This window comes from Mesobacillus thioparans (assembly GCF_965138835.1).
GTDB lineage: Bacteria > Bacillota > Bacilli > Bacillales > Cytobacillaceae > Mesobacillus > Mesobacillus thioparans.
On sequence record NZ_CBCSFH010000017.1, the window covers coordinates 13,537 to 35,774 of the forward strand.

The 22,238-nt window shown below is 43.5% G+C and carries 22 protein-coding genes and 1 riboswitch; of the genes, 13 read left to right on the forward strand and 9 right to left on the reverse strand.

Going from position 1 to position 22,238, the window contains the following annotated elements:
- The first annotated feature begins 282 nt into the window (after nucleotides 1-282).
- A complete protein-coding gene (locus ACNAZ4_RS20715) occupies nucleotides 283-870 on the forward strand; it encodes a cell wall hydrolase (RefSeq protein WP_415817832.1) in 588 nt (195 codons plus the stop codon).
- A 193-nt stretch (nucleotides 871-1,063) separates the two neighbouring features.
- Nucleotides 1,064-1,978 carry a nuclease-related domain-containing protein gene (locus ACNAZ4_RS20720; RefSeq protein ID WP_415817699.1) on the forward strand — a complete coding sequence of 305 codons (915 nt, stop codon included), beginning with the start codon at nucleotides 1,064-1,066 and terminating at the stop codon, nucleotides 1,976-1,978.
- Nucleotides 1,979-2,467: 489 nt separating this feature from the next.
- Here ACNAZ4_RS20720 and dacB read toward each other — a convergent pair whose 3' ends face one another.
- Nucleotides 2,468-3,949 (reverse strand): D-alanyl-D-alanine carboxypeptidase/D-alanyl-D-alanine endopeptidase, encoded by a 1,482-nt coding sequence (gene dacB / locus ACNAZ4_RS20725; RefSeq protein ID WP_415817834.1) that lies wholly within the window; start codon nucleotides 3,947-3,949, stop codon nucleotides 2,468-2,470.
- A gap of 113 nt (nucleotides 3,950-4,062) precedes the next feature.
- On the opposite strand from dacB, the gene ACNAZ4_RS20730 reads away from it, so the two are divergent.
- The gene (locus tag ACNAZ4_RS20730; RefSeq protein WP_415817701.1) at nucleotides 4,063-4,263 is read left to right on the forward strand and encodes a hypothetical protein; all 201 of its coding nucleotides are present in this window, start codon (nucleotides 4,063-4,065) and stop codon (nucleotides 4,261-4,263) included.
- 88 nt (nucleotides 4,264-4,351) lie between these two features.
- Here the strand turns inward: ACNAZ4_RS20730 and ACNAZ4_RS20735 are convergent, their stop codons facing one another.
- From ACNAZ4_RS20735 to ACNAZ4_RS20745, 3 genes are read right to left on the reverse strand one after another with little or no spacing between them, the layout of a single operon-like run.
- Entirely contained in the window at nucleotides 4,352-5,482 is a 1,131-nt protein-coding gene (locus tag ACNAZ4_RS20735) for a Ger(x)C family spore germination protein (protein WP_415817703.1), read from the reverse strand.
- Complete coding sequence (locus ACNAZ4_RS20740) at nucleotides 5,466-6,578, reverse strand: GerAB/ArcD/ProY family transporter (RefSeq protein ID WP_415817705.1); 1,113 nt, start codon at nucleotides 6,576-6,578, stop codon at nucleotides 5,466-5,468. The genes ACNAZ4_RS20735 and ACNAZ4_RS20740 overlap by 17 nt, the downstream gene beginning before the upstream one ends.
- Entirely contained in the window at nucleotides 6,565-8,055 is a 1,491-nt protein-coding gene (locus ACNAZ4_RS20745; protein WP_415817707.1) for a spore germination protein, read from the reverse strand. Before ACNAZ4_RS20745 ends, ACNAZ4_RS20740 begins: the two co-directional genes overlap by 14 nt.
- A 168-nt stretch (nucleotides 8,056-8,223) precedes the next feature.
- On the opposite strand from ACNAZ4_RS20745, the gene ACNAZ4_RS20750 reads away from it, so the two are divergent.
- The 9 genes from ACNAZ4_RS20750 to ACNAZ4_RS20790 all read left to right on the forward strand — a co-directional run bounded on the left by ACNAZ4_RS20750 (nucleotide 8,224) and on the right by ACNAZ4_RS20790 (nucleotide 17,637).
- The gene (locus tag ACNAZ4_RS20750; protein ID WP_415817836.1) at nucleotides 8,224-8,559 is read left to right on the forward strand and encodes a metal-sensitive transcriptional regulator; all 336 of its coding nucleotides are present in this window, start codon (nucleotides 8,224-8,226) and stop codon (nucleotides 8,557-8,559) included.
- Between the two features lie 56 nt (nucleotides 8,560-8,615).
- A riboswitch (FMN riboswitch) is annotated at nucleotides 8,616-8,761 on the forward strand.
- A gap of 131 nt (nucleotides 8,762-8,892) precedes the next feature.
- A complete protein-coding gene (gene ribD / locus ACNAZ4_RS20755; protein WP_415817709.1) occupies nucleotides 8,893-9,975 on the forward strand; it encodes a bifunctional diaminohydroxyphosphoribosylaminopyrimidine deaminase/5-amino-6-(5-phosphoribosylamino)uracil reductase RibD in 1,083 nt (360 codons plus the stop codon).
- A gap of 12 nt (nucleotides 9,976-9,987) precedes the next feature.
- On the forward strand, nucleotides 9,988-10,644 hold the full coding sequence (gene ribE / locus ACNAZ4_RS20760; RefSeq protein WP_415817711.1) for a riboflavin synthase: 657 nt from the start codon (nucleotides 9,988-9,990) through the stop codon (nucleotides 10,642-10,644).
- Nucleotides 10,645-10,655: 11 nt separating this feature from the next.
- Entirely contained in the window at nucleotides 10,656-11,849 is a 1,194-nt protein-coding gene (locus tag ACNAZ4_RS20765) for a bifunctional 3,4-dihydroxy-2-butanone-4-phosphate synthase/GTP cyclohydrolase II (RefSeq protein WP_415817713.1), read from the forward strand.
- 15 nt (nucleotides 11,850-11,864) lie between these two features.
- Nucleotides 11,865-12,335: a 6,7-dimethyl-8-ribityllumazine synthase gene (gene ribH, locus ACNAZ4_RS20770; protein WP_415817715.1), complete on the forward strand. Its 471-nt coding sequence runs from the start codon at nucleotides 11,865-11,867 to the stop codon at nucleotides 12,333-12,335.
- Between the two features lie 166 nt (nucleotides 12,336-12,501).
- Nucleotides 12,502-13,935, forward strand: a complete 1,434-nt coding sequence (locus ACNAZ4_RS20775) for a S1C family serine protease (RefSeq protein WP_415817717.1) — start codon at nucleotides 12,502-12,504, stop codon at nucleotides 13,933-13,935.
- A gap of 12 nt (nucleotides 13,936-13,947) precedes the next feature.
- Nucleotides 13,948-14,826, forward strand: coding sequence for a peptidylprolyl isomerase (locus ACNAZ4_RS20780; protein ID WP_415817719.1), 879 nt, complete (start codon nucleotides 13,948-13,950; stop codon nucleotides 14,824-14,826).
- A gap of 499 nt (nucleotides 14,827-15,325) precedes the next feature.
- Nucleotides 15,326-16,135: a zinc transporter ZupT gene (gene zupT / locus ACNAZ4_RS20785; protein ID WP_415817721.1), complete on the forward strand. Its 810-nt coding sequence runs from the start codon at nucleotides 15,326-15,328 to the stop codon at nucleotides 16,133-16,135.
- A gap of 260 nt (nucleotides 16,136-16,395) precedes the next feature.
- The gene (locus ACNAZ4_RS20790) at nucleotides 16,396-17,637 is read left to right on the forward strand and encodes a S8 family peptidase (RefSeq protein ID WP_415817723.1); all 1,242 of its coding nucleotides are present in this window, start codon (nucleotides 16,396-16,398) and stop codon (nucleotides 17,635-17,637) included.
- Between the two features lie 448 nt (nucleotides 17,638-18,085).
- Here ACNAZ4_RS20790 and ACNAZ4_RS20795 read toward each other — a convergent pair whose 3' ends face one another.
- Nucleotides 18,086-19,210: a CAP domain-containing protein gene (locus ACNAZ4_RS20795; protein ID WP_415817725.1), complete on the reverse strand. Its 1,125-nt coding sequence runs from the start codon at nucleotides 19,208-19,210 to the stop codon at nucleotides 18,086-18,088.
- A 227-nt stretch (nucleotides 19,211-19,437) separates the two neighbouring features.
- Here ACNAZ4_RS20795 and ACNAZ4_RS20800 point away from each other — a divergent pair, with 227 nt between their 5' ends.
- Entirely contained in the window at nucleotides 19,438-20,433 is a 996-nt protein-coding gene (locus ACNAZ4_RS20800; RefSeq protein WP_415817727.1) for a hypothetical protein, read from the forward strand.
- A 147-nt stretch (nucleotides 20,434-20,580) separates the two neighbouring features.
- On the opposite strand, the gene ACNAZ4_RS20805 is transcribed toward ACNAZ4_RS20800, so the two are convergent.
- The 4 genes from ACNAZ4_RS20805 to ACNAZ4_RS20820 form a co-directional block, all read right to left on the reverse strand.
- The gene (locus tag ACNAZ4_RS20805) at nucleotides 20,581-20,850 is read right to left on the reverse strand and encodes a hypothetical protein (protein ID WP_415817729.1); all 270 of its coding nucleotides are present in this window, start codon (nucleotides 20,848-20,850) and stop codon (nucleotides 20,581-20,583) included.
- 34 nt (nucleotides 20,851-20,884) lie between these two features.
- Nucleotides 20,885-21,322: a spore coat protein gene (locus ACNAZ4_RS20810; RefSeq protein WP_415817731.1), complete on the reverse strand. Its 438-nt coding sequence runs from the start codon at nucleotides 21,320-21,322 to the stop codon at nucleotides 20,885-20,887.
- Nucleotides 21,323-21,351: 29 nt separating this feature from the next.
- The gene (locus ACNAZ4_RS20815; RefSeq protein ID WP_415817733.1) at nucleotides 21,352-21,822 is read right to left on the reverse strand and encodes a spore coat protein; all 471 of its coding nucleotides are present in this window, start codon (nucleotides 21,820-21,822) and stop codon (nucleotides 21,352-21,354) included.
- Nucleotides 21,823-21,951: 129 nt separating this feature from the next.
- Nucleotides 21,952-22,173 carry a spore coat protein gene (locus ACNAZ4_RS20820; RefSeq protein WP_415817735.1) on the reverse strand — a complete coding sequence of 74 codons (222 nt, stop codon included), beginning with the start codon at nucleotides 22,171-22,173 and terminating at the stop codon, nucleotides 21,952-21,954.
- Between the last annotated feature and the right edge of the window lie 65 nt (nucleotides 22,174-22,238).

The following is a 22,238-nucleotide window of genomic DNA, read 5'->3' on the forward strand; positions in this document are numbered from 1 at the left end:
TAGAGGACTAGTAAAGGACAATTTTTCTGCTTCTCTGACAAAGTTACAATTATGTAACACTATGTAAAAATTGAACCGGATGCTTACAGTTCTGGTTATAGAAGGAAGAGAAGAGAGATTGGTATAAACTTCTAGGTTTAAAATGAATCAAGCGTTTTCAATAGATTGAGGCGGAAATTCTTTATTGGCACTTATTGGGCGATGAATCAATATGTTACAACTGCTAGTCTTGTTAGTAGAGAAAAAGAGCAATTCTACTGGGAGGTATGGAGAATGAAAAAGATGAAAAAGACTTTGGCAGTGCTCACAGCTGCAGTATCCCTATCTGTTTTTTCAATGGGGGCGACTGCAGAAGCGGCAACGTACCAGGTGAAAACAGGAGATACTTTATGGGGAATTGCGAGCAAATATGCTGTGCCTGTGAATCAATTGAAAAAAGCAAATAACCGGACTAGCAATCTACTATATCCAGGACAAAAGTTGACGATTCCGGCCGCAACGGTATCCGCGGCAGATCAGGACTTGCTTGCAAGACTGGTCCACGCTGAGGCGAAAGGCGAGCCTTATGCAGGGAAAGTAGCAGTAGCGACTGTTGTCTTGAATAGAGTAGCAAGCTCTGAATTCCCGAATACAATCAAGGGTGTCATCTATCAAAAATCAAACGGCTATTATGCATTCACACCTGTGAAAAATGGTGCCATCAACAAGGCAGCGGACGCGGAGTCCAAGAAAGCCGTTAAAGAAGCCCTTGCATTCAGGGGACAGGGAAATGGCTCATTATTCTTCTTTAATCCAAAAACAGCAATCAGCAAATGGGTGTTTTCAAGAGAAGTAACCGTAACAATCGGAAATCATAGATTTGCGAAGTAACCATAAAAAGCTGTGCAGATTCTCATTCTGCACAGCTTTTTCTCTATTAGGCTGATTTTCTAAAACTTGAAGATAAAAAAGCTTGTTAAATATTTAAATAAAACCTACTATTTAATTGCAATACATAAAGAATGGAGGAATGTTCTTTGATAGTTAAACACGTGTTGAATCGTTAGAACTGCAGATTTTGAGAATGCTAAGTTCCAGAATGAGCCTGTCTCCGAAAGAACATAGTAACTATCTTTACCTGGAAAAAGGATATGAAGGCGAAGTGATCTTTGACCGATGGATGGAGGAGGTAGAAAAAGGCTTCCTGGTTTTGAATGATTTGCTCCTGGAACATGGAAATACCAAATTCCAAATCGATTCTCTCTTCCTCTCCCAAATCATCCACCTGTTCGAAGTGAAGAATTTCGAGGGAGATTATTATATCGAAGGAGATAGGTGGTATACCAACAATGGAGTAGAAATCAATAATCCTCTAATACAAATGAAAAGAGCAGAGTCTCTCTTGCGAAGGATGATACGAGAACTTGGCTACAACATGAATATTGAATCAACACTAGTCTTCGTGAACCCAAACTTTTACCTCTATCAAGCCCCGCGTAATTTACCAATTATCTTTCCGAACCAGATTCCAAGACTTCTAATAAACCTGCAAAAACAATTCTCTCCAATAAAAAATACCCACACAAACCTGGCGGAACGGCTGCTTTCCCTGCATTCCCATGACTCTCCATATTCGAGGCTGCCTGAATATAGTTTTGACAGATTGAAGAAAGGAATAGCCTGTTCTCAATGTCATTCCATGAATACCATCGTTACTCGAAAAGCACTAATATGCACTAATTGCGGAAAACGGGAAACTATACATGAAGCAGTATTAAGAAACATCAGAGACATCCAATTACTTTTTCCGGAAGAAGCTTTAACAGTCAATAGGGTTCATGAGTGGTGCCAGCCGATTAAAACAAAGAAAGCCATCAGGAACATTCTTTCAGAAAACTATACATTGGACGGCTTTGGCCCATCTTCTCGCTATGTAACTGTTGATAAGTCATCATTGGAAAAGAAAGATACCCATATGGAGGGGGAGCTATCCACATAAGGGTATCATTTAAGCCGAGAGATACCCTTATACAGGCGAATCTNTCCACATAAGGGTATCACTCAAGCNGAAAGGTACCCTTATGGAGGGGGATTTATCCACATAAGGGTANCANTCAAGCGGAAAGATACCCTTATGGAGGNGAATNTNTCCACANAAGGGTATCATTCAANNNGAAAGATACCCTTATNGAGGNGAATNNATCCACATAAGGNCACCATTCAAGCGGAAAGATACCCTTATGNAGGCGAANNTCCACANAAGGGTATCATTCAANGCGAAAGNTACCCTTATGGAGGCGAATTCATCCACATAAGGGCACCATTCAAGGCGAAAGATACCCTTATGGAGGCGAATCTNTCCACATAAGGGCACCATTCAANGCGAAAGATACCCTTATGGAGGCATCCACATAAGGGCCTCATTCAAGGCGAAAGATACCCTTATGGAGGCGAATCTGTCCACATAAGGGCACCTCCCAAGATTCATTTACTGTCCCGAAAGGATCCTCACAAGCTGATCCTCAACTTTCCTGCCATCTCTGTCATCCAGGAGGTTATTTAGCAGTATTGTAAAAATAAGTGTCTCACCGCCTGGCTTTTCCACATATCCTGCTAGGGTGCTCACTCCTGTCAGTGAGCCTGTTTTGGCTTGTATGGTAATTGACTTTGCTTCTTCTTTCAATCTGTTTCGCATTGTTCCGCCAACCAGCCTGTCCTTTGCTCCGGCCACTGGCAGGGATCCTTTGAATACAGGAAACCATTTCTCCCTCTGGACTACATACAGAAGTTTTGTGATTTCATTTGCCGGTATGAGGTTCGCGTGGGATATGCCTGAACCGTCACGGAGGATGATTAGTTTTGTATCAACCCCGAAACTCTTCAATTCATCAGTCATTACCTCAAGGCCTTTTTCCCAGCTGCCTTCATCGTGGACAGTTTTACCCATTTCTTTCACTAGAACTTCGGCATGGCCGTTATTGCTGAGCTTCATGAAGGGCACCATCAGGTCGGCAAGAGGGAAGGATTCATGAAAAATTAGTACTGGCATGGCATCTGGAGCGTAGCCATTTTTTAATTTCCCAACAATCTGGATTCCCTGATCCTCAAGGGCTTTCTTGAAAAGGGTTCCGGCATATTTCGTTGGATCCCAGACAGCTACCCATTTCCTTACCAGTTGTGAATCAGCAGGAATTGTCCCTTTTACGACAATGGTATTCGTGCCATGCTCACGTTCAATAAGGATTTCCTGCGTGCCTTTTGATTCGACTGTTTTCGTTTCATTAACGATTGTGACAAAATCAGTATCAGGCTCAAGCGAAATCTTGGCGGCTGTGCTTTTTTTACCAGGCGAAATAGAGACAATGACTGTGCCGGCATCATAATCCAGATTCGGCGATGCGGTCAGTGCGGAAATTTGCGCTCCATAATACTGATGCTCATCATTCCAGGCTAGATCCTCTGAATAGCGAACACTGTCATACCAGCTGTCATCGGTGATAAGATCGCCTTCAATCTTCCTGATTCCTTTGTTCTTCAGCTTTTGGGCCATTTCAGCAAAATCAGCCAATAGCAGCGTCGGGTCTCCTTTGCCTTTTAAATACAGGTCACCTGATAGGGTGCCGCCGGCTATTTTCCCATCTGACAAAATCTCGGTTGCAAAGCGGTATTCTTCTCCTAAAACTGACAATGATGAAGCGGCAGTGAACAGCTTCAATACAGAAGCGGGCTGCATTCGAACCGCTCCATTATGCTCATACAGCAGCTTTCCATCAGCTGCGGACCTGATGCTGACACCCGCCAATGCCCCGTCAAGAATTGGTTCATTTTCAATAAAATCATTGATTTCCTCCTCCAATTCATTACTGGTGGAAACCGCCTGTGCAGGAGGTTCGTCAGTATAGAAAAGCGGAATGGTGGCTAAAATGCTGACAAACATGATCAGGATGATGAATGTAGATTTTTGTTTCATATTTTCGTTCATTCCCTTCATAACTCTTCTGTTTTCGACAGGAATTTTCCCAATAAACAATTAGTAGAGTCTATGATAATGTTTAAATTAATAGAAGGTTGAGGAGGAAAAATATGTACCGATACGTTTGGAATTCTTTTTTCATTTTAGCCATCGGAGCAGGATTTTACTTCTATGTTCAACTGATTTTTACAAAGGTGACAGATCCGCTGTACGGCACATTGGCAATTCTTGCAGGCTGCCTTTTCGCGGCCGGGATCTCACGGGAGATGCTGTCGCTTTTGCAGAATAGAGAAGAAAATAGACAGGTTTAACTCAAAAATACTCCTAAATGAACTCCGTCAGATTTGGAGGTTCAAAAGGAGTATTTTGTTTATATTTTAAAAAGGCTGTCTCTCTGACTCATTCGATGATTCCGTGTCCGACTATTTCTACTTCCACCTTTGGGGTGATAGAAATGTTTGGGTATTCCTTCTTCCAATCCACTTTTCTCCAATAGTCGGGATGCTGGGCAATTAGTCTTCTGCCAATTCCAAAGCCATCACTGTTTGCTTCCTGGAGAGTTTTGATTGCTGCTGCTGCATCTTTGGTCAGCAGCTCAGACAGTTTTTTATTCAGCTTTTCGATTTCCTGCTCTTTGTTAAAGTGATTCCTGATATAGTCGGTAATCTCGATTTTCAACTTTAAAATGATATGGGCACTTGCTCTATTGTTTTTCACCTTCACCTCTAGGGTTTCCTTCGCTTTTTTTACGTTGAATGACACGTATTCTTCCGACTTGAGATTTTCATTTTCTTTTTCTGCTATTTTTTTTGTGAATTTGGGTGACTTTCCTGAATTGCCGTCCAGCAATAGGAAAATCACCGCTTCGTCCCCGGTAAGGGTCCTCCCAGTGAATTTCCTTCCGTTAAACAATGCAACCCCCTCGACAGTTGCCGTTTTTCTGTCGTCTGATGGGCGGACGAAAGGCAAAACGAAATCTTCTCCAGGATCAAACATCTCTGCGCAGATTGATTGAATGTTTTCCGCTGGAATGAGTGAAGCGAGTTCCTGGCTCTCTAATGAATCGTAGAGATAAGAACTGACTTTCTCTTCCTCGACGTTCAATCGCAGCAATTCGCTGGCCATCCCCTCAGCTACGATTATTTTTGCGCTTAAAGAGCTCTTTGGATCCCGATAAAATAAATCAAGTACAGAATAGATATCCATTTTAGCCAGTTCATTCCCAATAATTAAAACTCTGAGTTTTGAAGCATCAGAGATTTTATCTGTTTTTCTGTCAATGTCTCCCCGCGCTTCTCTGGGTGTATTGCCGATTCCAGAGCTTACGGTATTTCCACTAATGGATCCGGCCTCTTGACTCTTTTTGATGATTGGCGATGAAAGCTCATCGAGTATTTTACCGTCAGGAGTCAAATCGAAGCTAGCCGCCATGAATAGTTTTACATCCTTCAATAAATGCTGATCCCAGCAGGCACTTAGCAGCAAAAGGGAGGCAATAGCCAGAGTGCCTGTTTTAAGAATTCGGATCATTGGTCTCACTTCCTTGCTCGGATTTTCTGAACAGGACTGACAAGGTGAGTAGAAAAGCAGGGAAAAGGATGAAGATAAAACTGGCTTTCGGAATATTGCTGCTCATGACCTCAAAATATTTAATGTCTATTTCTGGTAAAAAAGAAAGGCCATAAATGATAAACGCTAAATAATACACAAGCTTACGGCGATCCCTTTTATAAAAAATTTTAGCGGCTGAGTCAGCGGCCAGAAACAGGTAACTGCAGAAAGAAGTGAATACAAGGAATATCCAAATTGACAGAAATAGTAAATCCGTTCGTTCAATGAGTTTGAACGTATAAGATTTTAAGATATACAAAAGCGGTTCTGGCAATATTTTTATTTCAGCCGGGCTGAAGTAAATGAAACAGATGATAACCAAATAGGAATAGAGTAAGGTACTGAACAGGTTAGCAAAAGATACTGCCTTGAATTTTTGACGTGTCGTTCCTGATACCAATGGAAAAGTGAGGAGGATGATTTCAAACCCCAGCAAGGAAAGGATTGCGTCTTTACTGCCAATGACAATATCTTTGATGCCGGCCTGTCCGATTGGTAACATATAATAAATGTTCGCATCCTTTAACGTATAGGAAACAAGCAGCACGAGCAAAAGGATAAGCGGTGTAACCAATGTGTAAAACCGGGCGAGGATTTTCAATCCGCCTACACTTAAATAGATTCCGGCCAGCACAAGCAAACCGCCGATTACCCAATTTGGAGTATAGGGAAGGATCCAGCGATCGATAACTCTGGCATAGAGCACAAGAATCAGACTCCCGACACTGATGAAATATAGCATATAGAAAAGAGAAATTAGTTTACCAATCTTCCTGCCTAACACAACCGTTGAAATATCAAGGATGTTTTTTGACTTGAATTTTTTAAAAAGCATGAAATACAAAAATAAGATCCCTTGAAGCAAAAGGCCGGCCAGAAGTATCGAAATCCATCCATCTGACTGCGCAGATTTATGCATTTGATATGGCAGTGAAAGGCCACCTACACCCAGCTGTGTCTGGATGATCAAGAAGAAAAATTGCTGATAGGTGATTCCATCTTTATTTAGGTTCATTTTTCTTCCAACCCCTAGTGTCCTGCTGTCTCCTGATGTTCACAGCAAGAGAATTACGCGGACGCTTATCCATTTTCCAAAGTGGCAATCTAAGAAAAGTGTCCTTAAGATCCCTGACCTGGAGCGGAGCCAGTGGCGAAAAGTAAGGGACTCCAAAAGATTCAAGTTTGCATAGTTTGATGAAAACGAAAATCAATCCAAAAGTCAGTCCTACGAATCCTAATATTGAAGCCGCAACCATAAGAGGGAACCGGATTAGTCGGACTGTCGTACTCATTTCATTGGAAGGGACGACAAATGCTGAGATTGCAGTGACAGCGACGATGACAATCATAATATTGGAAATCAGTCCTGCGCTTACAACGGCATCACCAATGACCAGACCTCCGACGATGCCGATTGTTTGTCCGATCGGTCTTGGAAGTCTGATTCCTGCTTCTCTGATCAATTCAATCGTTATCTCCATGAAGAAAGCCTCCAGAAGTGGAGGATAGGGAATTCCTTCTACAGACCCCTTTAATGGGATTATTAACTCATGAGGGATGACTTCAAGGTGAAAGGCAATGATGGCAATGTAAAAAGCCGGCAAGGTAATCGCGATAAGGAAGCTGACATACCGGAGCAAGCGTACAAATGAAGACGGAATCCATCGGCTGTTATAATCATCCGAAGACTGGTAGAATGCAAAAAAAGTGATAGGCAATATCAAAGCTGTCGGACTGCCGTCTCCGATGATGATGATTCTCCCTTCCATCAAATTCGCCACTGTCCTGTCCGGCCTCTCTGTGTTGAGGATCTGAGGAAACAAGGAGAATGGATCGTCCTCAATGAACTCCTCGATATACCCAGGACTCAACACCATGTCTGTTGAAATATAGGAAAGCCTTCTTTCAACTTCCTCAACAATGTTTTCATCAGAAATGCCTTTCATGAAAATTACAGCTACTTTGGTTTTTGTCTTATCTCCTAGCTCATGGTAGTTAACCGTAAGCTCGGGGTTTTTAATTCTAAGTCTTAGCTGGCTGATATTGGTTTCGAGTTTTTCGACGAATCCATCATGCGAACCACGAACGACTGCTTCATTAATCGGTTCCTGAATGGCCCTTTGGTTGTCTTTAGGGAATGTGAATAACCATGTTTCATCACGGTCGCATAAGAACAAAATATATCCACCGTTAAGAATGCCGCTGACCATGTCCTTGTGAGTATCCACAGGAGCACCATTCAATGACTTAAGTTCATCTCGGGTGATCTGAAAATCTTCCAATAATAAAGGAATCAGTAAAAGTTCCTTGAATTTGTCGGGGGACACCAAGGTTTCAAGGAAACAAAATCGCAATATGCAATTTCCTCTTTTAAATTCCGATTCTTTAAAGTCCGCGGTATGCTGGAAGATTGCCTTTAGATTTTCATAATCACTGCAATGAACTTCTTTCCGATGGCTATTTGAAACAGGAAGCCGAAATTTTTTCATCATCACACCACTTTTTTAAGCGTAATAGTAAACTTGTATCATATATTCGTTAAAAATAGTTATTCCTTATAAACCGTTTTATATGTAAGAGTTGACCGTGAATTTGCGATTATTTACTGTGTGGGGGTATGATAAAATTAGGTTAAAAGAAAAGGGGGTTTTTAGTTGGATATTTTAGAGCCCGAAGTGAACCCGGCTGAATGTGGTGACAGCTGCTGCTCATCAGAGCGAAAAAGCCACCACTCTGAAAAAACAAAAAAAAATCTCGTCACGAGATTGAATCGGATAGAAGGACAAATACGCGGCATAAAAGGCCTGATTGAAAGAGATACGTATTGTGATGATGTGATCACGCAGATTTCTGCGACTCAGGCGGCCTTGAACAGCGTGGCCAAGCTGCTGCTTGAAGGCCATATGAAATCCTGCATCGTTGAACGGATTCAGGAAGGTGACAATGAGGTTATTGACGAGTTGTTGACGACGATTGAGAAGCTGATGAAAAAATAAAAAGCCATTTTGTTTTTCATTAAACATAATGTTCTGTATAATGACTCTAACTTAATATATTCCTTCGGGGTCGGGTGCAATTCCCAACCGGCGGTGATGAAGCCTGTGCTTCTTAGTCCGTGACCCGGTTAACATTTGTTAAACGGTGGATCTGGTGAAACTCCAGGGCCGACAGTTACAGTCTGGATGGGAGAAGGAAAAAATGAGGATTAGGAATAAGGGAGTAGTATACCCTTTTCTAACCCTCTAGTTTGACATTGTCTTTTTTAGGACCCCGAAGCGCTTATGTTTCGGGGTCTTTTTATTTTATTTTTTCAAAAAGGAGGGATGAAGGTGAAGCATCAGGACTATATGGCCCTTGCCATCAAGCTTGCGAACGCAGCGGAAGGACAAACCTCCCCGAACCCCCAGGTTGGCGCAGTGCTTGTTAAAGAGGGGGAGATCATGGGCATGGGCGCCCATTTAAAGGCTGGCGAGCCGCATGCAGAAGTCCACGCGATCCGGATGGCAGGGGAGAAAGCGAATGGAGCGACTCTCTACGTGACACTTGAGCCGTGCAGCCATTTCGGGAAGACGCCGCCATGTTCGAACCTTGTCATAGAGTCGGGCATCAAGAAAGTGTTTGTGGCTTCGGTTGACCCTAACCCGCTTGTTGGCGGAGCGGGAATCAAAAAAATGCGTGAGGCAGGCATTGAGGTTGAGGTTGGCTTATTGGAGGAAGAAGCCATTGCCCTGAATCAGGTGTTTTTTCATTACATAAGCACGGGACTTCCATATGTGACCTTGAAGTCAGCGACCAGCCTTGATGGCAAAATCGCAACAGTGACCGGTGAGAGTAAATGGATCACAGGGGAGGAAGCCAGGAAGGATGTCCACCAATTCCGCCATACACATGATGCCATTCTCGTTGGCGTCAACACTGTCATAAAAGATAACCCGAGCCTGACGACCAGGCTTGAAGCTGGCGGGAAAAACCCCATCCGCGTGATTCTCGATTCCCATCTTCGAGCTCCTTTGGAAGCCCGTGTTTTCAATGACGATTCTGCTGAAACGATCATTGTGACAGGTTCAGATGTCGAGCCTGAAAAGGAAAAACAGTATAAAGAGAAGGGCATCGAAATCATCAAGCTAGAGACTGAGAAAGTCGGAATTAAAGAAATGCTGAAAAAACTGGGGGAGCGCGGCATCACTTCTCTGTATGTTGAAGGCGGTGCTGAGGTCCATGGCAGTTTTTTAAGGGAGAAGGCTTTTCAGCGGGTGATTACCTATATTGCGCCAAAGCTGATCGGCGGCAGAGATGCTCCGTCAGCTTACGGAGGAGATGGCATTGCCCATTTGAATGAAACAGTCCCGTTGAAAATCATCGGTGTGAAGCAAATCGGCCAGGATATCCGGATCATTGCTGAGCCGGTCTAAAAGGAGGTTTATATGTTTACAGGGATTATTGAGGAAATCGGGACAGTTGCCAATATCCAGCACAGCGGCGAGTCTTTTGTGCTGACAATCGACGCAAAAAAAGTCCTGACAGATGTCCATCTTGGTGACAGTATTGCGGTTAACGGAGTATGCCTGACTGTCACGTCCTTTTCTGAAAACAGGTTTTCAGTAGATGTGATGCCGGAGACGGTAAAAGCGTCGAGCCTGAAAATCGTGAAAAGGGGCTCAAAGGTGAACCTGGAAAGAGCGATGTCAGCGGGAGGACGCTTTGGCGGCCACCTTGTCGCCGGGCATGTGGATGGAGTCGGGGTCATAAAAGGGAAAAAACAAGTTGAAAATGCAGTGTATTATGAAATCCAAGTTGATCCCGAATTGCTGAAATATGTCATCATGAAAGGCTCTGTCGCAGTCGATGGTACAAGCCTGACTGTTTTCGGGATATCGGAAGACAGCTTGACTCTGTCGCTGATCCCGCTGACACTTTCTGACACGGTGCTTGGCTTCAAGGATAAAGGCGATATCGTCAATATTGAATGTGACATGATCGGCAAGTATGTGGGGCATTTCTTGAGTAATCAGGTTCAAGCAGCTCCAAAAAGAGGAAGCAATATTACTGCCCAATTCTTAGAGGATAACGGGTTTATGTGAGGATGATGATGATGTTCGATCGTATTGAAGAGGCCATATATGAACTCATGCAAGGCAATGTAGTCATCGTTTGTGATGATGAAGACCGGGAGAATGAAGGGGATTTCATCGCGCTGGCTGAGAAGGCCACACCTGATGTCATCAATTTCATGGCGACGCATGGCCGGGGTTTGATCTGTGTTCCAATTGAAACAGAACTGGCACAAAGGCTCGACCTGATGCCGATGGTTTCTCGCAACACTGATCCGCATGGTACTGCCTTTACCGTTAGTATCGACCATAAGTTCTCCACGACAGGGATTTCTGCGTTTGAGCGCTCAGCAACGGTGCTTAGCATGCTTGATCTGGAGTCAAAGGCTGCCGATTTCAAGCGTCCGGGGCACATCTTCCCGCTTGTCGCCAAGAAAGGCGGTGTATTAAGAAGGGCAGGCCATACGGAGGCGGCGGTCGATCTAGCAAAAATGTGCGGCGCCAAGCCGGCTGGCGTTATTTGCGAAATCATGAATGAAGATGGCACCATGGCAAGGGTGCCGCAGCTTCGCAAGATTGCAGACCAGTTCGATTTGAAAATGATCACGATCAAGGATCTTATCCAATACCGCAACCGTAAGGACAAGCTGGTTCAAAGAGAGGTTGAAATCAATCTGCCGACCGAATTCGGGATGTTCAAGGCCGTTGGCTATTCGAACGTCGTGGATGACAAAGAACATATTGCCCTTGTGAAAGGAGACATCGACCCGGATGAGCCGGTTCTGGTCAGGGTGCATTCTGAGTGCCTGACTGGAGATGTATTCGGTTCGTATCGCTGTGACTGCGGACCTCAGCTGCATGCTGCATTGACCCAGATCAACGAGGCAGGACGCGGAGTCCTTTTGTACATGCGCCAGGAAGGCAGGGGCATCGGCCTGATGAACAAGCTAAGGGCGTATAAGCTGCAGGAAGAGGGCTACGATACCGTGGAGGCCAATGAAAAACTCGGCTTCGGTGCTGACCTTCGCGAATACGGGATCGGAGCACAAATTTTAAAAGACCTTGGCATCAAGCAAATTAAATTGCTCACGAACAATCCAAGGAAAATCAAAGGGCTCAAGGGCTATGGCCTTGAAGTGGTCGACCGGGTGCCCATCCAGATGCCAGCAAGGGAAGAAAACGAAAACTATCTAAAAACAAAACATAGCAAATTAGGTCATTTACTTAAATTTTAACTGGAGGAATCAGACATGAACAGAACATTCGAAGGCAATTTGGTAGGAACAGGACTTAAAGTCGGGATCGTTGTGGGGCGTTTCAATGAATTCATTACAAGCAAGCTTTTGGGAGGTGCACAGGACGCATTGAAAAGACATGGCGTCGATGAAAATGATGTCGATGTTGCCTGGGTTCCCGGTGCATTCGAAATTCCATTGGTGGCGCAAAAGATGGCAAAGAGCAATAAATATGATGCAGTCATCACATTAGGAACCGTCATCCGCGGCTCCACTCCGCATTTTGACTATGTATCCAATGAAACGGCAAAGGGTGTTTCAGCAGCAGCAATGAACACAGGAGTGCCGGTTATATTCGGTGTCCTGACAACCGATACAATCGAGCAGGCAATCGAACGTGCTGGCACGAAAGCGGGCAACAAAGGCTGGGACGCAGCGGCGTCTGCAATCGAAATGGCGAATTTGATGAAAGATATTGAAATGTAATCCATTTTATGAAAGCTGCAGGCGACTATGTCTGCAGCTTTTTTGTGTGGACTGAAACAAGTAAATTCTTCCCGAACTTTTAAAATCCTTGCCTCAGTTTGTTAATAATTTGTTCATAATTTCTGGTTAAGATGAAACCAAGATAAGAAGCGAGGAGGAAATAACCATGAATGAATTCGAGCAGGAATCCCGGAATCAAGGAGCGGAACCAGTCAATGAGCAGGAAGCCCGTCACCATGAATCGGAATCGGTCAATGAGCAGGAATCCCGGTACCATGAATCGGAACCAATCAATGGGGAATCCCGATACCCTGAATCGGAACTAATCGACGAGCAGGAATCGCGATTCTCTGAGTCAGAACCGGTCAATGAACAAGAATCCCGTTACCGTGAATCAAAACCGGCCAACGAGCAGCAATCGCGATACCCTGTATCAGAACCGGTAAAAAAGTCCAATCCATTCAAAAGCATTTTGTCCACTGTCATGGCTGGTGTTGTTGGTTCGGTTATTACGCTGGCGGCTGTGAATTTTACCGACATTGGCGGTGGCCAGCAGGTGCAGCCAAAGGCGGAAACAGCAGCAGAGAGCAGTTCAAATATTGTAACCACTCCTACTTCGGCAAAGAGTTCAGGATCGCTTGCCGACATCATCGAGACTTCCTCTAAATCGATCGTCGGCATCACCAACATCCAGCAGGAAAGCAATCCTTTTTCCCGCAGCCAGGGCAATGTCGCAACCGGGTCTGGTTCTGGGGTTATTTTTAAAAAAGCGGGCAAGGAAGCCTTCATTGTCACAAACAACCATGTGATTGAAGGTGCAAGCAAGGTTGAAGTCTCCTTGTACAATGGCGAGAAGGTTGACGCGAAGGTTGTCGGGGCAGATGCATTAACTGATTTAGCAGTTATCAAAATTCAGTCTGACAAGGCGGTGGATGTCATTGATTTCGGTGATTCCTCAGCCTTAAGACCTGGCGACCAGGTTCTGGCAATCGGAAACCCACTCGGCCTTGATTTATCACGGACTGTGACTCAGGGAATCGTCAGCGCGGTTGACCGCTCGATCTCAGTTCCGACTTCTGCGGGAGAATGGGAAATGAATGTCATCCAGACGGACGCTGCAATCAACCCGGGGAACAGCGGCGGTGCGCTGATCAATACGGATGGAAAAGTGATTGGGATCAATAGTCTGAAAATCTCGCAAAATGGCGTGGAAGGTCTTGGCTTTGCGATTCCCAGCCGGGATGCACTGCCAATCGTCAACCAACTGATTGAAAAAGGGAAAGTCGAACGTCCTTATTTAGGTGTAAGTCTTGCCGATTTGGAGCAAATCCCTGAAATGTATCTTAAAAATCTGCCAGATAATGTGGACTCCGGTACAATGGTGACCAGTGTCGATCCAAATTCCGCGGCTGCCAAAGCAGGCCTTCAGGAACAGGATATCATCGTCGGCATCAATGATGCACAGGTGAAAAGTGCGACGGACTTGAGACGTTACATGTACACCAAGCTTAAAAAAGGTGACAGTGCACAATTGAAAGTTTATCGTGACGGCAAGCAGCAAACTTTGAAGGTTGTCCTGTTGGCTTCAAACGTATATTAATGGAGGGAAATAATGATTACTTTTATGAAAAAAAATAAATTGATGCTGATTTTTGCAGCAATTGCATTAGGACTCATCTTGATTTTTGCGGCAGCTTTTACAAAAACAGAAACGGCAGCGAGCATCAATGGTGAAAAAATAACCAAGGATGAACTGAACAGCAAATTGACCGAGATGTATGGTGCGGATACGCTGGATTCGCTGATCACAAATAAAGTGATCGAAATGGAAGCTGACAAGCAAAAGGTAAAAGTAACAGGAAATGAAATAGATGAAGAGCTGACAAAACTACAGGAATCCTATGGCGGTGAAGATGCATTTGCAGCGGCACTTGAGCAGAACAAAGTGTCAATCGACAGAATCAGGGAGGACATCGAGACGTATCTGCTGGCTGAAAAAATGATTAAACCTTCCATCAAAGTGACGGAAGAAGAAATGAAAACATACTTCGAAGAAAATAAAGACACTTTTGACCAAAAAGAACAGGTAAAAGCCAGCCATATTTTAATCGAAGATGAGGCGACGGCCAAGAAAGTCAAAAAAGAGCTGGACAGTGGCAAAGATTTTGCTGAATTAGCCAAAGAATATTCCAAGGATGCAAGCAATGCAGCTAAAGGCGGAGACCTCGGCTATTTCGGAAAAGGAGAAATGGCAAAGGAATTCGAGGAAGCAGCCTTCGGAATGAAAGCGGGGGAAGTCAGTGCCCCGGTAAAAACAGACTTTGGTTACCATATCATTAAGGTTGCCGATAAAAAAGCGGCAAAAGCAGCAGTATATAAGGACCATAAAGATGAGATCAAAGAGTCTTTATTCGACAAAAAAATCCAGACGGAATATCCAAACTGGCTTGAAAAGAAAAAGGCAGATTACAAAATTAAAAAAAATCTATAGTGTTAAAGGAACCTCTGCAGTTTTGCAGGGGTTTTTATTTGTATTAGGCTCTTTTCTCAAACTTTGTTCCTATTCTCTACAAAATTGAATGTAATAACCTTAGATTATTCACACAATTAACACTTATGCTGAGAAAAGAGCTTGCAAACTTAGTACCGACATACAAATGGGTTATTACACGTTAAAATCGGCTTTAGGATTTTAACAACAATCTTTACGAAAACAGCCTTGTATTATTTAGTTGCAGGTTGAGTTTCCTCTGCGATAAAATGTTTACTTGAGGAAACATTTTAATGTAAGTGCATATATTGTTTTTACCCAACAGTATTCTGCACTCAAAAAGTTTACCTATGGAAACATTTTAAGATGTGAGCAGCATTTGGTGCATATAATGCCCGAAGGTTTCATTCGTGAAACAATTTCAAGCTGTGGCATAGTTTTTTCTTAGTAAAAACGGCACTGAATCAGGGCAAATATTGATTGTTAAAGGAGAATATCAATGACAGAGGAAATTTTATTTGCTTTCGGTTTGACATTATTTGCAGGCCTTGCCACTGGCATTGGCAGTGTCCTTGCATTTTTTACATCGCGGACGAATACAAAATTCCTTTCGGTGGCACTGGGATTTTCAGCGGGAGTCATGATTTATGTGTCGATGATTGAAATCTTTGTCAAAGCCAAGGATGCACTTGTTTCAGCGATGGGCGTGCAATTGGGAAACTGGGCGACCGTGGGCGGTTTTTTCGCCGGAATTGTGTTGATTGCGTTGATTGACAAGTTCATACCAAAGCAGGGAAATCCTCATGAACTGAAGAAAGTGGAAGATATGAATCCTTCGGCGAAACCCGCCAACGATGCGGCTTTATTGAAAATGGGCACATTCACAGCGCTGGCGATCGGCATTCACAATTTTCCAGAAGGAATTGCCACCTTCACCTCAGCAATCCAGGATCCTGCATTAGGTGTTGCCATTGCGATTGCCATTGCCATCCATAACATTCCGGAGGGAATTGCCGTTTCCGTACCAGTCTACTTCGCGACCGGCGATAAAAAGAAAGCTTTCAAGCTATCATTTTTATCCGGGTTGTCAGAACCAATCGGTGCACTGGCCGCTTACCTGTTCCTGATGCCATTCCTGAACGATATCATGTTCGGCGTCATTTTCGCCGCAGTTGCCGGAATCATGGTTTTCATTTCACTTGATGAACTGCTGCCCGCTGCGAAAAAATACGATGAATCGCACCTTGCTATCTATGGATTGGTGGCTGGTATGGCGGTCATGGCTGTGAGCTTGCTTTTATTTATATAAATTACAAGTGAAAAATTAACTAGTGTTTTTTAGCAAAAAGAGTGACCTGTACCAAGAAGGTCACTCTTTTTGGTTCTTTCGATATTGGGAAAATTTTAAAATAGTCTAATATGCATGTGACTTTTATGTAAACATGCAGAATGGACTGATTCTAAAGACTTAAAAATGAACAGTTTAGCTTATTGTTATTATCAGAATATTTTAAATATAATAGTTTTTGTAAAACCAGCAACACCATAACAATGCAGAGGAGTGGTTGGATGAACAAAAGGAAAGCGTTAGGAGCGGCACTACTAAGCATGACAATGGGTCTATCTATGTTCGCAGCTGGGGCCTTTGGCCAGGCGCCGGAAACACAGGATTCCTACCGGGTACTGGTTCAGGGTCCTGCAGCTGAAAAGGCTAAGGCAAAAGATCAATTCGGCACACGATGGGATTTTGGGGCAAAAGGTTTTACAACGACAGTTAATGCCAAGCAATATCAAGCATTATTAAAAAATAAGAATCTAAAAGTAGAAACCGTTTCCCAGGTCCAGCTGGAAGCGAAGCCAGGATCCGGTGCTCAGGCTGCACCATCTGACCGCACACCATGGGGAATGGAAGCAATCTATAATGATAGCAATCTACAGGCAACATCCGGCGGCAATGGCGTGAAGGTAGCCGTGCTCGATACGGGCGTGAACGTCAACCATACCGATTTGGCTGGCAGCGATGAACAATGTAAGGATTTTACCAATCGAAGGACGCCGCTTGTAAATGGATCCTGTACCGATAAAAATGGTCATGGTACACACGTTGCCGGAACTGTACTCGCACATGGCGGATCAGGAAAAGGCATTTACGGAGTTGCACCTGACGCAGACCTTTGGGCATACAAAGTGCTGAATGACCAGGGATCAGGTTACTCCGATGATATCGCCGGTGCCATCCAGCATGCTGCAGATGAAGCAGTCCGCACAAAGTCGCATGTCGTCATTTCCATGTCACTTGGCTCAAGCAGCAAGAGCTCGATGATTGCCGATGCTGTGAACTATGCATATGGAAAAGGAGTTCTGGTTGTTGCAGCAGCTGGAAACAGCGGACCTAATGCAGACACAATCGGCTACCCAGGCGCATTGACTAACGCCGTCGCAGTCGCAGCACTTGAAGATGTCCAGGAAAACGGTACATACCGTGTCGCAGACTTCTCTTCCCGCGGAAATCCTGCTACGGATGGGGATTATGTCATCCAGGAACGTGATGTGGAAGTTTCTGCACCAGGAAGAGCGATTGAATCAACCTGGTATGACGGTTCATATAACACAATCAGCGGAACATCCATGGCAACTCCACACGTATCCGGATTGGCAGCGAAAATCTGGGCTGAAAATCCAAACATGAGCCACACTCAGCTTCGAGCTGAACTTCAGAACCGTGCAAAATCGAACGATATCCTCGGCGGATCCGGTGCAGCATCAGGCGATGACTATGCATCAGGCTTTGGATTCCCACGAGTGAAGTAAATTTGCGAAAAAAACCGCCGAATCGGGAGTGAGGGCCGATTTAGCGGTTTTTTGTTTTGGGTGAATTGGAAAAAAGAGCTCGGAATTTTCAGTTCGCCAATAAAATGAGATTTTCGCCAATAAGTAAGTGATTTTCGCCAATAAAAAAATATTTTCGCCAATAAAATTTGAAAATCGCCAATAAAGTTGTGAAAACCGCCAATAAAATGGTTCAAGCATGTACAAGCATTGGAAAATTGTATTTGAAATCAAACAAAATCATGCCTGTTCAAATGAATGAACCAACATTATAGCGAGTTTTTCAATTATATAGCGACTTTTTCATTTTTATAGCGAGTTTGCAGTTTTTATAGCGACTTTTCCATTTTTATAGCGACTTTTTCATTTTTATAGCGAATTGGAAATTATCCGCGATTTTTTCCAGTCAGCGGTTTTGCTATGATACGGTCTAAAACTTCCTCTTACTATAAAAGTTCTCTGTAAAATAAGGCTCATGCTTCGGGCCGAATGCGACGCCGACGCCCAGCAGCTTGAAGTCTGGCTTCAGGATATTCTCCCGGTGCCCGAGTGAGTTCATCAGGCCTTCGTGTGCGAAGATGCTGCTGAATTGGCCGTATGCGAGATTTTCCCCGGCAACGGAAAAGGCAATATCGTCTTCAGCCATCCTGTCAAAAGGTGACTGGCCTTTGGGATTCGTGTGGCTGAAATAAGAGTTCTCCGCCATATCGGCACTGTGCTTGCGGGCCGTCACCCTGACTTGATCGTCCCATGTCAGGATGCCTAAACCATGAACCACCCTCGATGCATTTGTCAGATCGAACAACTGGTATTCAAAACCTTCCTTCAACGAGTCACTCGCTTCTGTATAAAATCCCGCTTTACTCTGCTCGAGTTTTTCGCTGATAATCTGGATTGCAGTTACGGTATTATTCCTATGTTTATCATAAAAGACCGTCACATAGCTGTCATCGATATTGTAGACGTCATAGTCCTGGTCCTTCTGGAACTGGTAATAGACAAGCCCTTTCCTGATTTCCCCGAGTGGTTCGCCTAGTGTCTGGCGGACGGTCTCTTTCGAAGCCCCATATTTGATTCCATTTTTGGCAGCAATCATATCCTGGTTGGTATACAGTGCATTCACTGTCCCGTCTTTGCTGTAGGCAACCATGGTGAAGTTCTGGAAATTTTCATGATAGGCATGCCACTCTGTACCGTACTCATTCACGGAAGTCCGTTTCGGAGCGCCAAGCTGTTTTTCTACATCACCCTTTCCATCACCGATTCCAATATTGTGGATGGTGAAGGTTCTCTCGGAAGGTGTTTCCAGCTCTGGTTTGGCCACCTTCGGCAAAAGCTTTTCTTCCTGGGTCAGTTCTTCTTTTTTCTCATTGACCTGCCAGATCAGCTGGTTAATTCCACTGTTGAGCTTCTCCAGTACAGACGCAAGCTCCGGGTTTTCTTTTAGATTCTCTATTTCGGTTTTTATGTTTTGAATGTCTTTATTTTCTGAGAGGTATGGCCATGAAAAATAAGCCAAAGCCCCGATAATCAGAAGCAAAAATAATTGTCTCAAAGCCGATGGTCACCATCCTTTATCCCTTATCCCCAATATACCCATTAATACCAAATTAAAAAGCATAGCGGTAAAAGGAAATGTGAACCCTAATAAGTAAACCGCAATAATTAACTATATGTGAATTATTTCACATAATGTTCATAACTCTGATGAAAAAATCTCTAGCTCACACTGTATTATTACTATATCGATAGTGTTTATATTGCCACGGGAGGTTTTTATTAATGAAAAAACTACTGCAAATCATCATTGGGTTAGGTCTCATTCTAACACCTTTTTATACAAATGCTCACGTAAAATGGTTCACTGAGGTTGCACCAAAGAAAGAAACCATTGAAAATATCCTGTCTCCATTATTCATGGGCCTGGCCTTACTGGCAGCAGTCGTTCTCGCTTCATTGACTTTGGTCATCCCAAAAATGGCCCAATGGCCGCTAATCAAAAAGTGGGATGATTTCCTGTCAGGTTTCAGGAAGTATTCAAGATATTTATTAAAATACGGGACGGCAGCAGCATTGATCATCCAGGTCACAAATGGCACCCTGTTCGCACCTGAATTCCATATTGAAAGCACATTGATGACGATTTTAGCATGGGTGGCAGTTGGCCTGCTCCTTGTTCCGCATCATATCGCAACAAAGTTCGGCGCAGCTCTTTTACTCATATTATTCATCATGGTCACTGTTGATCATGGCGTGTTCTATATGCTTGATTACGGCTTTTATGTAGCCATCATTGGCGTGCTGCTTGTTGGCAAAACAAAGCTGGAAAAGGTAGGGTTCCCGTTTCTGTATTTAGGCACAGGGCTATCCCTTTGCTGGGTCGCTGTTGAAAAATGGGTGTACCCAACAATGTCGCTGGATATCGTCGCGAACCACCATGTGCCAACTTTCGGATTCGAACCAGCAGCCTTCATTGTCATGGCGGCCTTTGTCGAATTCGTCGTCGGCTATTTGCTCGTAGTCGGAATCCTGAACCGGGTGCTCGGATTTGTTGTCACCACCATCTTTATCCTGACAACCATGCTATTCGGATTCACAGAAGTCATCGGCCATTTCATGATCCATATCGTCCTGATTATTTTCATCATCGAAGGCGTATCCTTCTACAATCCGCCAATCAAGCTGCATAAGACGAAAGTGGATCAATTCGTGTTTATCTTCTTGAACTTCATTTTTGTTTTATCGGCATTTGTGCTGATTTATTATCGATTTGCATAAGTAGTGCAGGAATGTGAAAGTAAGGTAAAGTGCTTGATCGTGGTTATCCATTCAAACGCTTCGAACTTGATTTCTAACTTAAATTTAACCGATTTTAATTATTATGAAGGCCTGTAAACTATAAAAGTCTACAGGCCTTATTTTTAATTATTTCATCAATTTACCAAGCATGTCGGATAGAGAAGGGTTTGGCTGGCTGCCTTTTCCAAGCATGTCGGAAAGAGCAGGGTTTGGCTGGTTATTATCCATAGCAAACTGTTTCTTTAACCTTTCCCTCATTTCACTCTGGCTGTTTGATAAATTGTCCTGAAGTTTCTTGTAATTTCGTTTTTGCTGCCGCTGTCTCATCAGGTTGTCCATGAGCTGTTCATTCATTTGGCGCATTTGTTCGACCATTTCTTTATTTTTGTTATCCATCCTATAGCCTCCTTCTGGTTATTTCCTCATTTTTTTATAGAACATCCAGTTTAACGACTACAGCAATGAGGATTTGAAGAAGAGCCTGAATGTTTACAGCGATGTCAGTATCAGTTGTTGTTACCTTGACATGTTTTGAGCTTTCGATGATGGTTTTCTGTGTGTTCCTTTGCTTGGTCTTCATTACCTGTTTGATATCCTGAACAACAGAGTTTCCGCGGTCAGTGTCTCCGATAGTAATGCTGATTACCGCTGCAATTGCTGCCTGCAGCCCTAATTGCAACGAAACAGCAGCTTGCGTATCAGTTGTTTGGACATCAACACCTTCAGAGTCTTTGATGATGATCCATTCGAAGGATTGTTGTTCCGTTTTCATGAATTGGTCGCCTTCTTGCAAAACTGTAGCTCCGTCATTGCATTTTTCCTCTTTGTCACAGTGGTCTAATGCTCTCCACTTTTTATCTTCACCCATTTTTTTCACCTCTTCTTAATTTATTTGAATTACAGTACGTCTAGCTTTACAACTACAGCAACAAGAACTTGAAGCAATGCCTGGATATTTACTGCCAAGTCAGTATCAGTAGTTGTTACATTGATATCCTTAGAGTTCTTGATGATGATTTTTTGCTTGTTTGTTTGCTCAGAATCGAGTTTCTGGAAAAGTTCCTGTGCCATTGCACGGCCGCGGTCAGTGTCCCCTACAGTAATGCTTACTACTAACGCAATGGCTAATTGCAAGCCTACTTGCAGTGAAACAGCTGCTTGAGTATCAGTTGTTTGGACACAAATATTGCAGGAATCTTTGATCCAAATTAGTTCGTCAGAGTCCTGCTCGATTCCAGAGAACTGAAATCCATCCTGTTCAACGACAGCGCCATGTTCCTTCTTTGAATCTTTACCATGGTCTTTTTTATCACCGTGGTACCCGTATTCTTGAGGTCTGCCATATTCGTTATAATTCTTACTTGCCATTTAATCTCACTCCTTTTTCTTGGTATGGAATATCATATTAGCGAGGCAGTGGGATAGATTGTGTATATTCACTAGAAAGCTATTAAATATTCAAAAAAAAAACGCCCTTTTTAAGAGCGCCTAGCAAACTTACTTATCGTTCCCGGAATTCTTCTTAGTGTTACTTGAATTCAAGAAAGAGTCTACCTGCTGACTTAAATCTTCTACTAAATCCTTTATTGCTTGCTTTTGGTCATTGGATATTTTCCCTTTGACTTCTTCTGTATTGATTCCGTTTTTCTTGAAAATATCATTGACAAGCAAATCAATAATACTGTTAGGGACTCCGTTCGTTTTCTTGGGATCAGCCATATCAATCTCTCCTTTACAACATGTATCGTCGTATTAGACTATGCGAACCTGCCACGGTAAGACAC

What these genes read in the sequence shown, in the direction of transcription:
- ACNAZ4_RS20780 (WP_415817719.1), top strand. Translation starts at nt 13,948, where the DNA reads ATGATTACTTTTATGAAAAAAAATAAATTGATGCTGATTTTTGCAGCA.
- ACNAZ4_RS20735 (WP_415817703.1), bottom strand. Translation starts at nt 5,482, where the DNA reads ATGATCCGAATTCTTAAAACAGGCACTCTGGCTATTGCCTCCCTTTTG.
- ACNAZ4_RS20765 (WP_415817713.1), top strand. Translation starts at nt 10,656, where the DNA reads ATGTTCGATCGTATTGAAGAGGCCATATATGAACTCATGCAAGGCAAT.
- ACNAZ4_RS20810 (WP_415817731.1), bottom strand. Translation starts at nt 21,322, where the DNA reads ATGGGTGAAGATAAAAAGTGGAGAGCATTAGACCACTGTGACAAAGAG.
- dacB (WP_415817834.1), bottom strand. Translation starts at nt 3,949, where the DNA reads ATGAAACAAAAATCTACATTCATCATCCTGATCATGTTTGTCAGCATT.
- ACNAZ4_RS20730 (WP_415817701.1), top strand. Translation starts at nt 4,063, where the DNA reads ATGTACCGATACGTTTGGAATTCTTTTTTCATTTTAGCCATCGGAGCA.
- ACNAZ4_RS20805 (WP_415817729.1), bottom strand. Translation starts at nt 20,850, where the DNA reads ATGGATAACAAAAATAAAGAAATGGTCGAACAAATGCGCCAAATGAAT.
- ACNAZ4_RS20790 (WP_415817723.1), top strand. Translation starts at nt 16,396, where the DNA reads ATGAACAAAAGGAAAGCGTTAGGAGCGGCACTACTAAGCATGACAATG.
- ACNAZ4_RS20775 (WP_415817717.1), top strand. Translation starts at nt 12,502, where the DNA reads ATGAATGAATTCGAGCAGGAATCCCGGAATCAAGGAGCGGAACCAGTC.
- ribH (WP_415817715.1), top strand. Translation starts at nt 11,865, where the DNA reads ATGAACAGAACATTCGAAGGCAATTTGGTAGGAACAGGACTTAAAGTC.
- ACNAZ4_RS20820 (WP_415817735.1), bottom strand. Translation starts at nt 22,173, where the DNA reads ATGGCTGATCCCAAGAAAACGAACGGAGTCCCTAACAGTATTATTGAT.
- ACNAZ4_RS20720 (WP_415817699.1), top strand. Translation starts at nt 1,064, where the DNA reads ATGCTAAGTTCCAGAATGAGCCTGTCTCCGAAAGAACATAGTAACTAT.
- ACNAZ4_RS20740 (WP_415817705.1), bottom strand. Translation starts at nt 6,578, where the DNA reads ATGAACCTAAATAAAGATGGAATCACCTATCAGCAATTTTTCTTCTTG.
- zupT (WP_415817721.1), top strand. Translation starts at nt 15,326, where the DNA reads ATGACAGAGGAAATTTTATTTGCTTTCGGTTTGACATTATTTGCAGGC.
- ribE (WP_415817711.1), top strand. Translation starts at nt 9,988, where the DNA reads ATGTTTACAGGGATTATTGAGGAAATCGGGACAGTTGCCAATATCCAG.
- ACNAZ4_RS20715 (WP_415817832.1), top strand. Translation starts at nt 283, where the DNA reads ATGAAAAAGACTTTGGCAGTGCTCACAGCTGCAGTATCCCTATCTGTT.
- ACNAZ4_RS20745 (WP_415817707.1), bottom strand. Translation starts at nt 8,055, where the DNA reads ATGATGAAAAAATTTCGGCTTCCTGTTTCAAATAGCCATCGGAAAGAA.
- ACNAZ4_RS20815 (WP_415817733.1), bottom strand. Translation starts at nt 21,822, where the DNA reads ATGGCAAGTAAGAATTATAACGAATATGGCAGACCTCAAGAATACGGG.
- ACNAZ4_RS20800 (WP_415817727.1), top strand. Translation starts at nt 19,438, where the DNA reads ATGAAAAAACTACTGCAAATCATCATTGGGTTAGGTCTCATTCTAACA.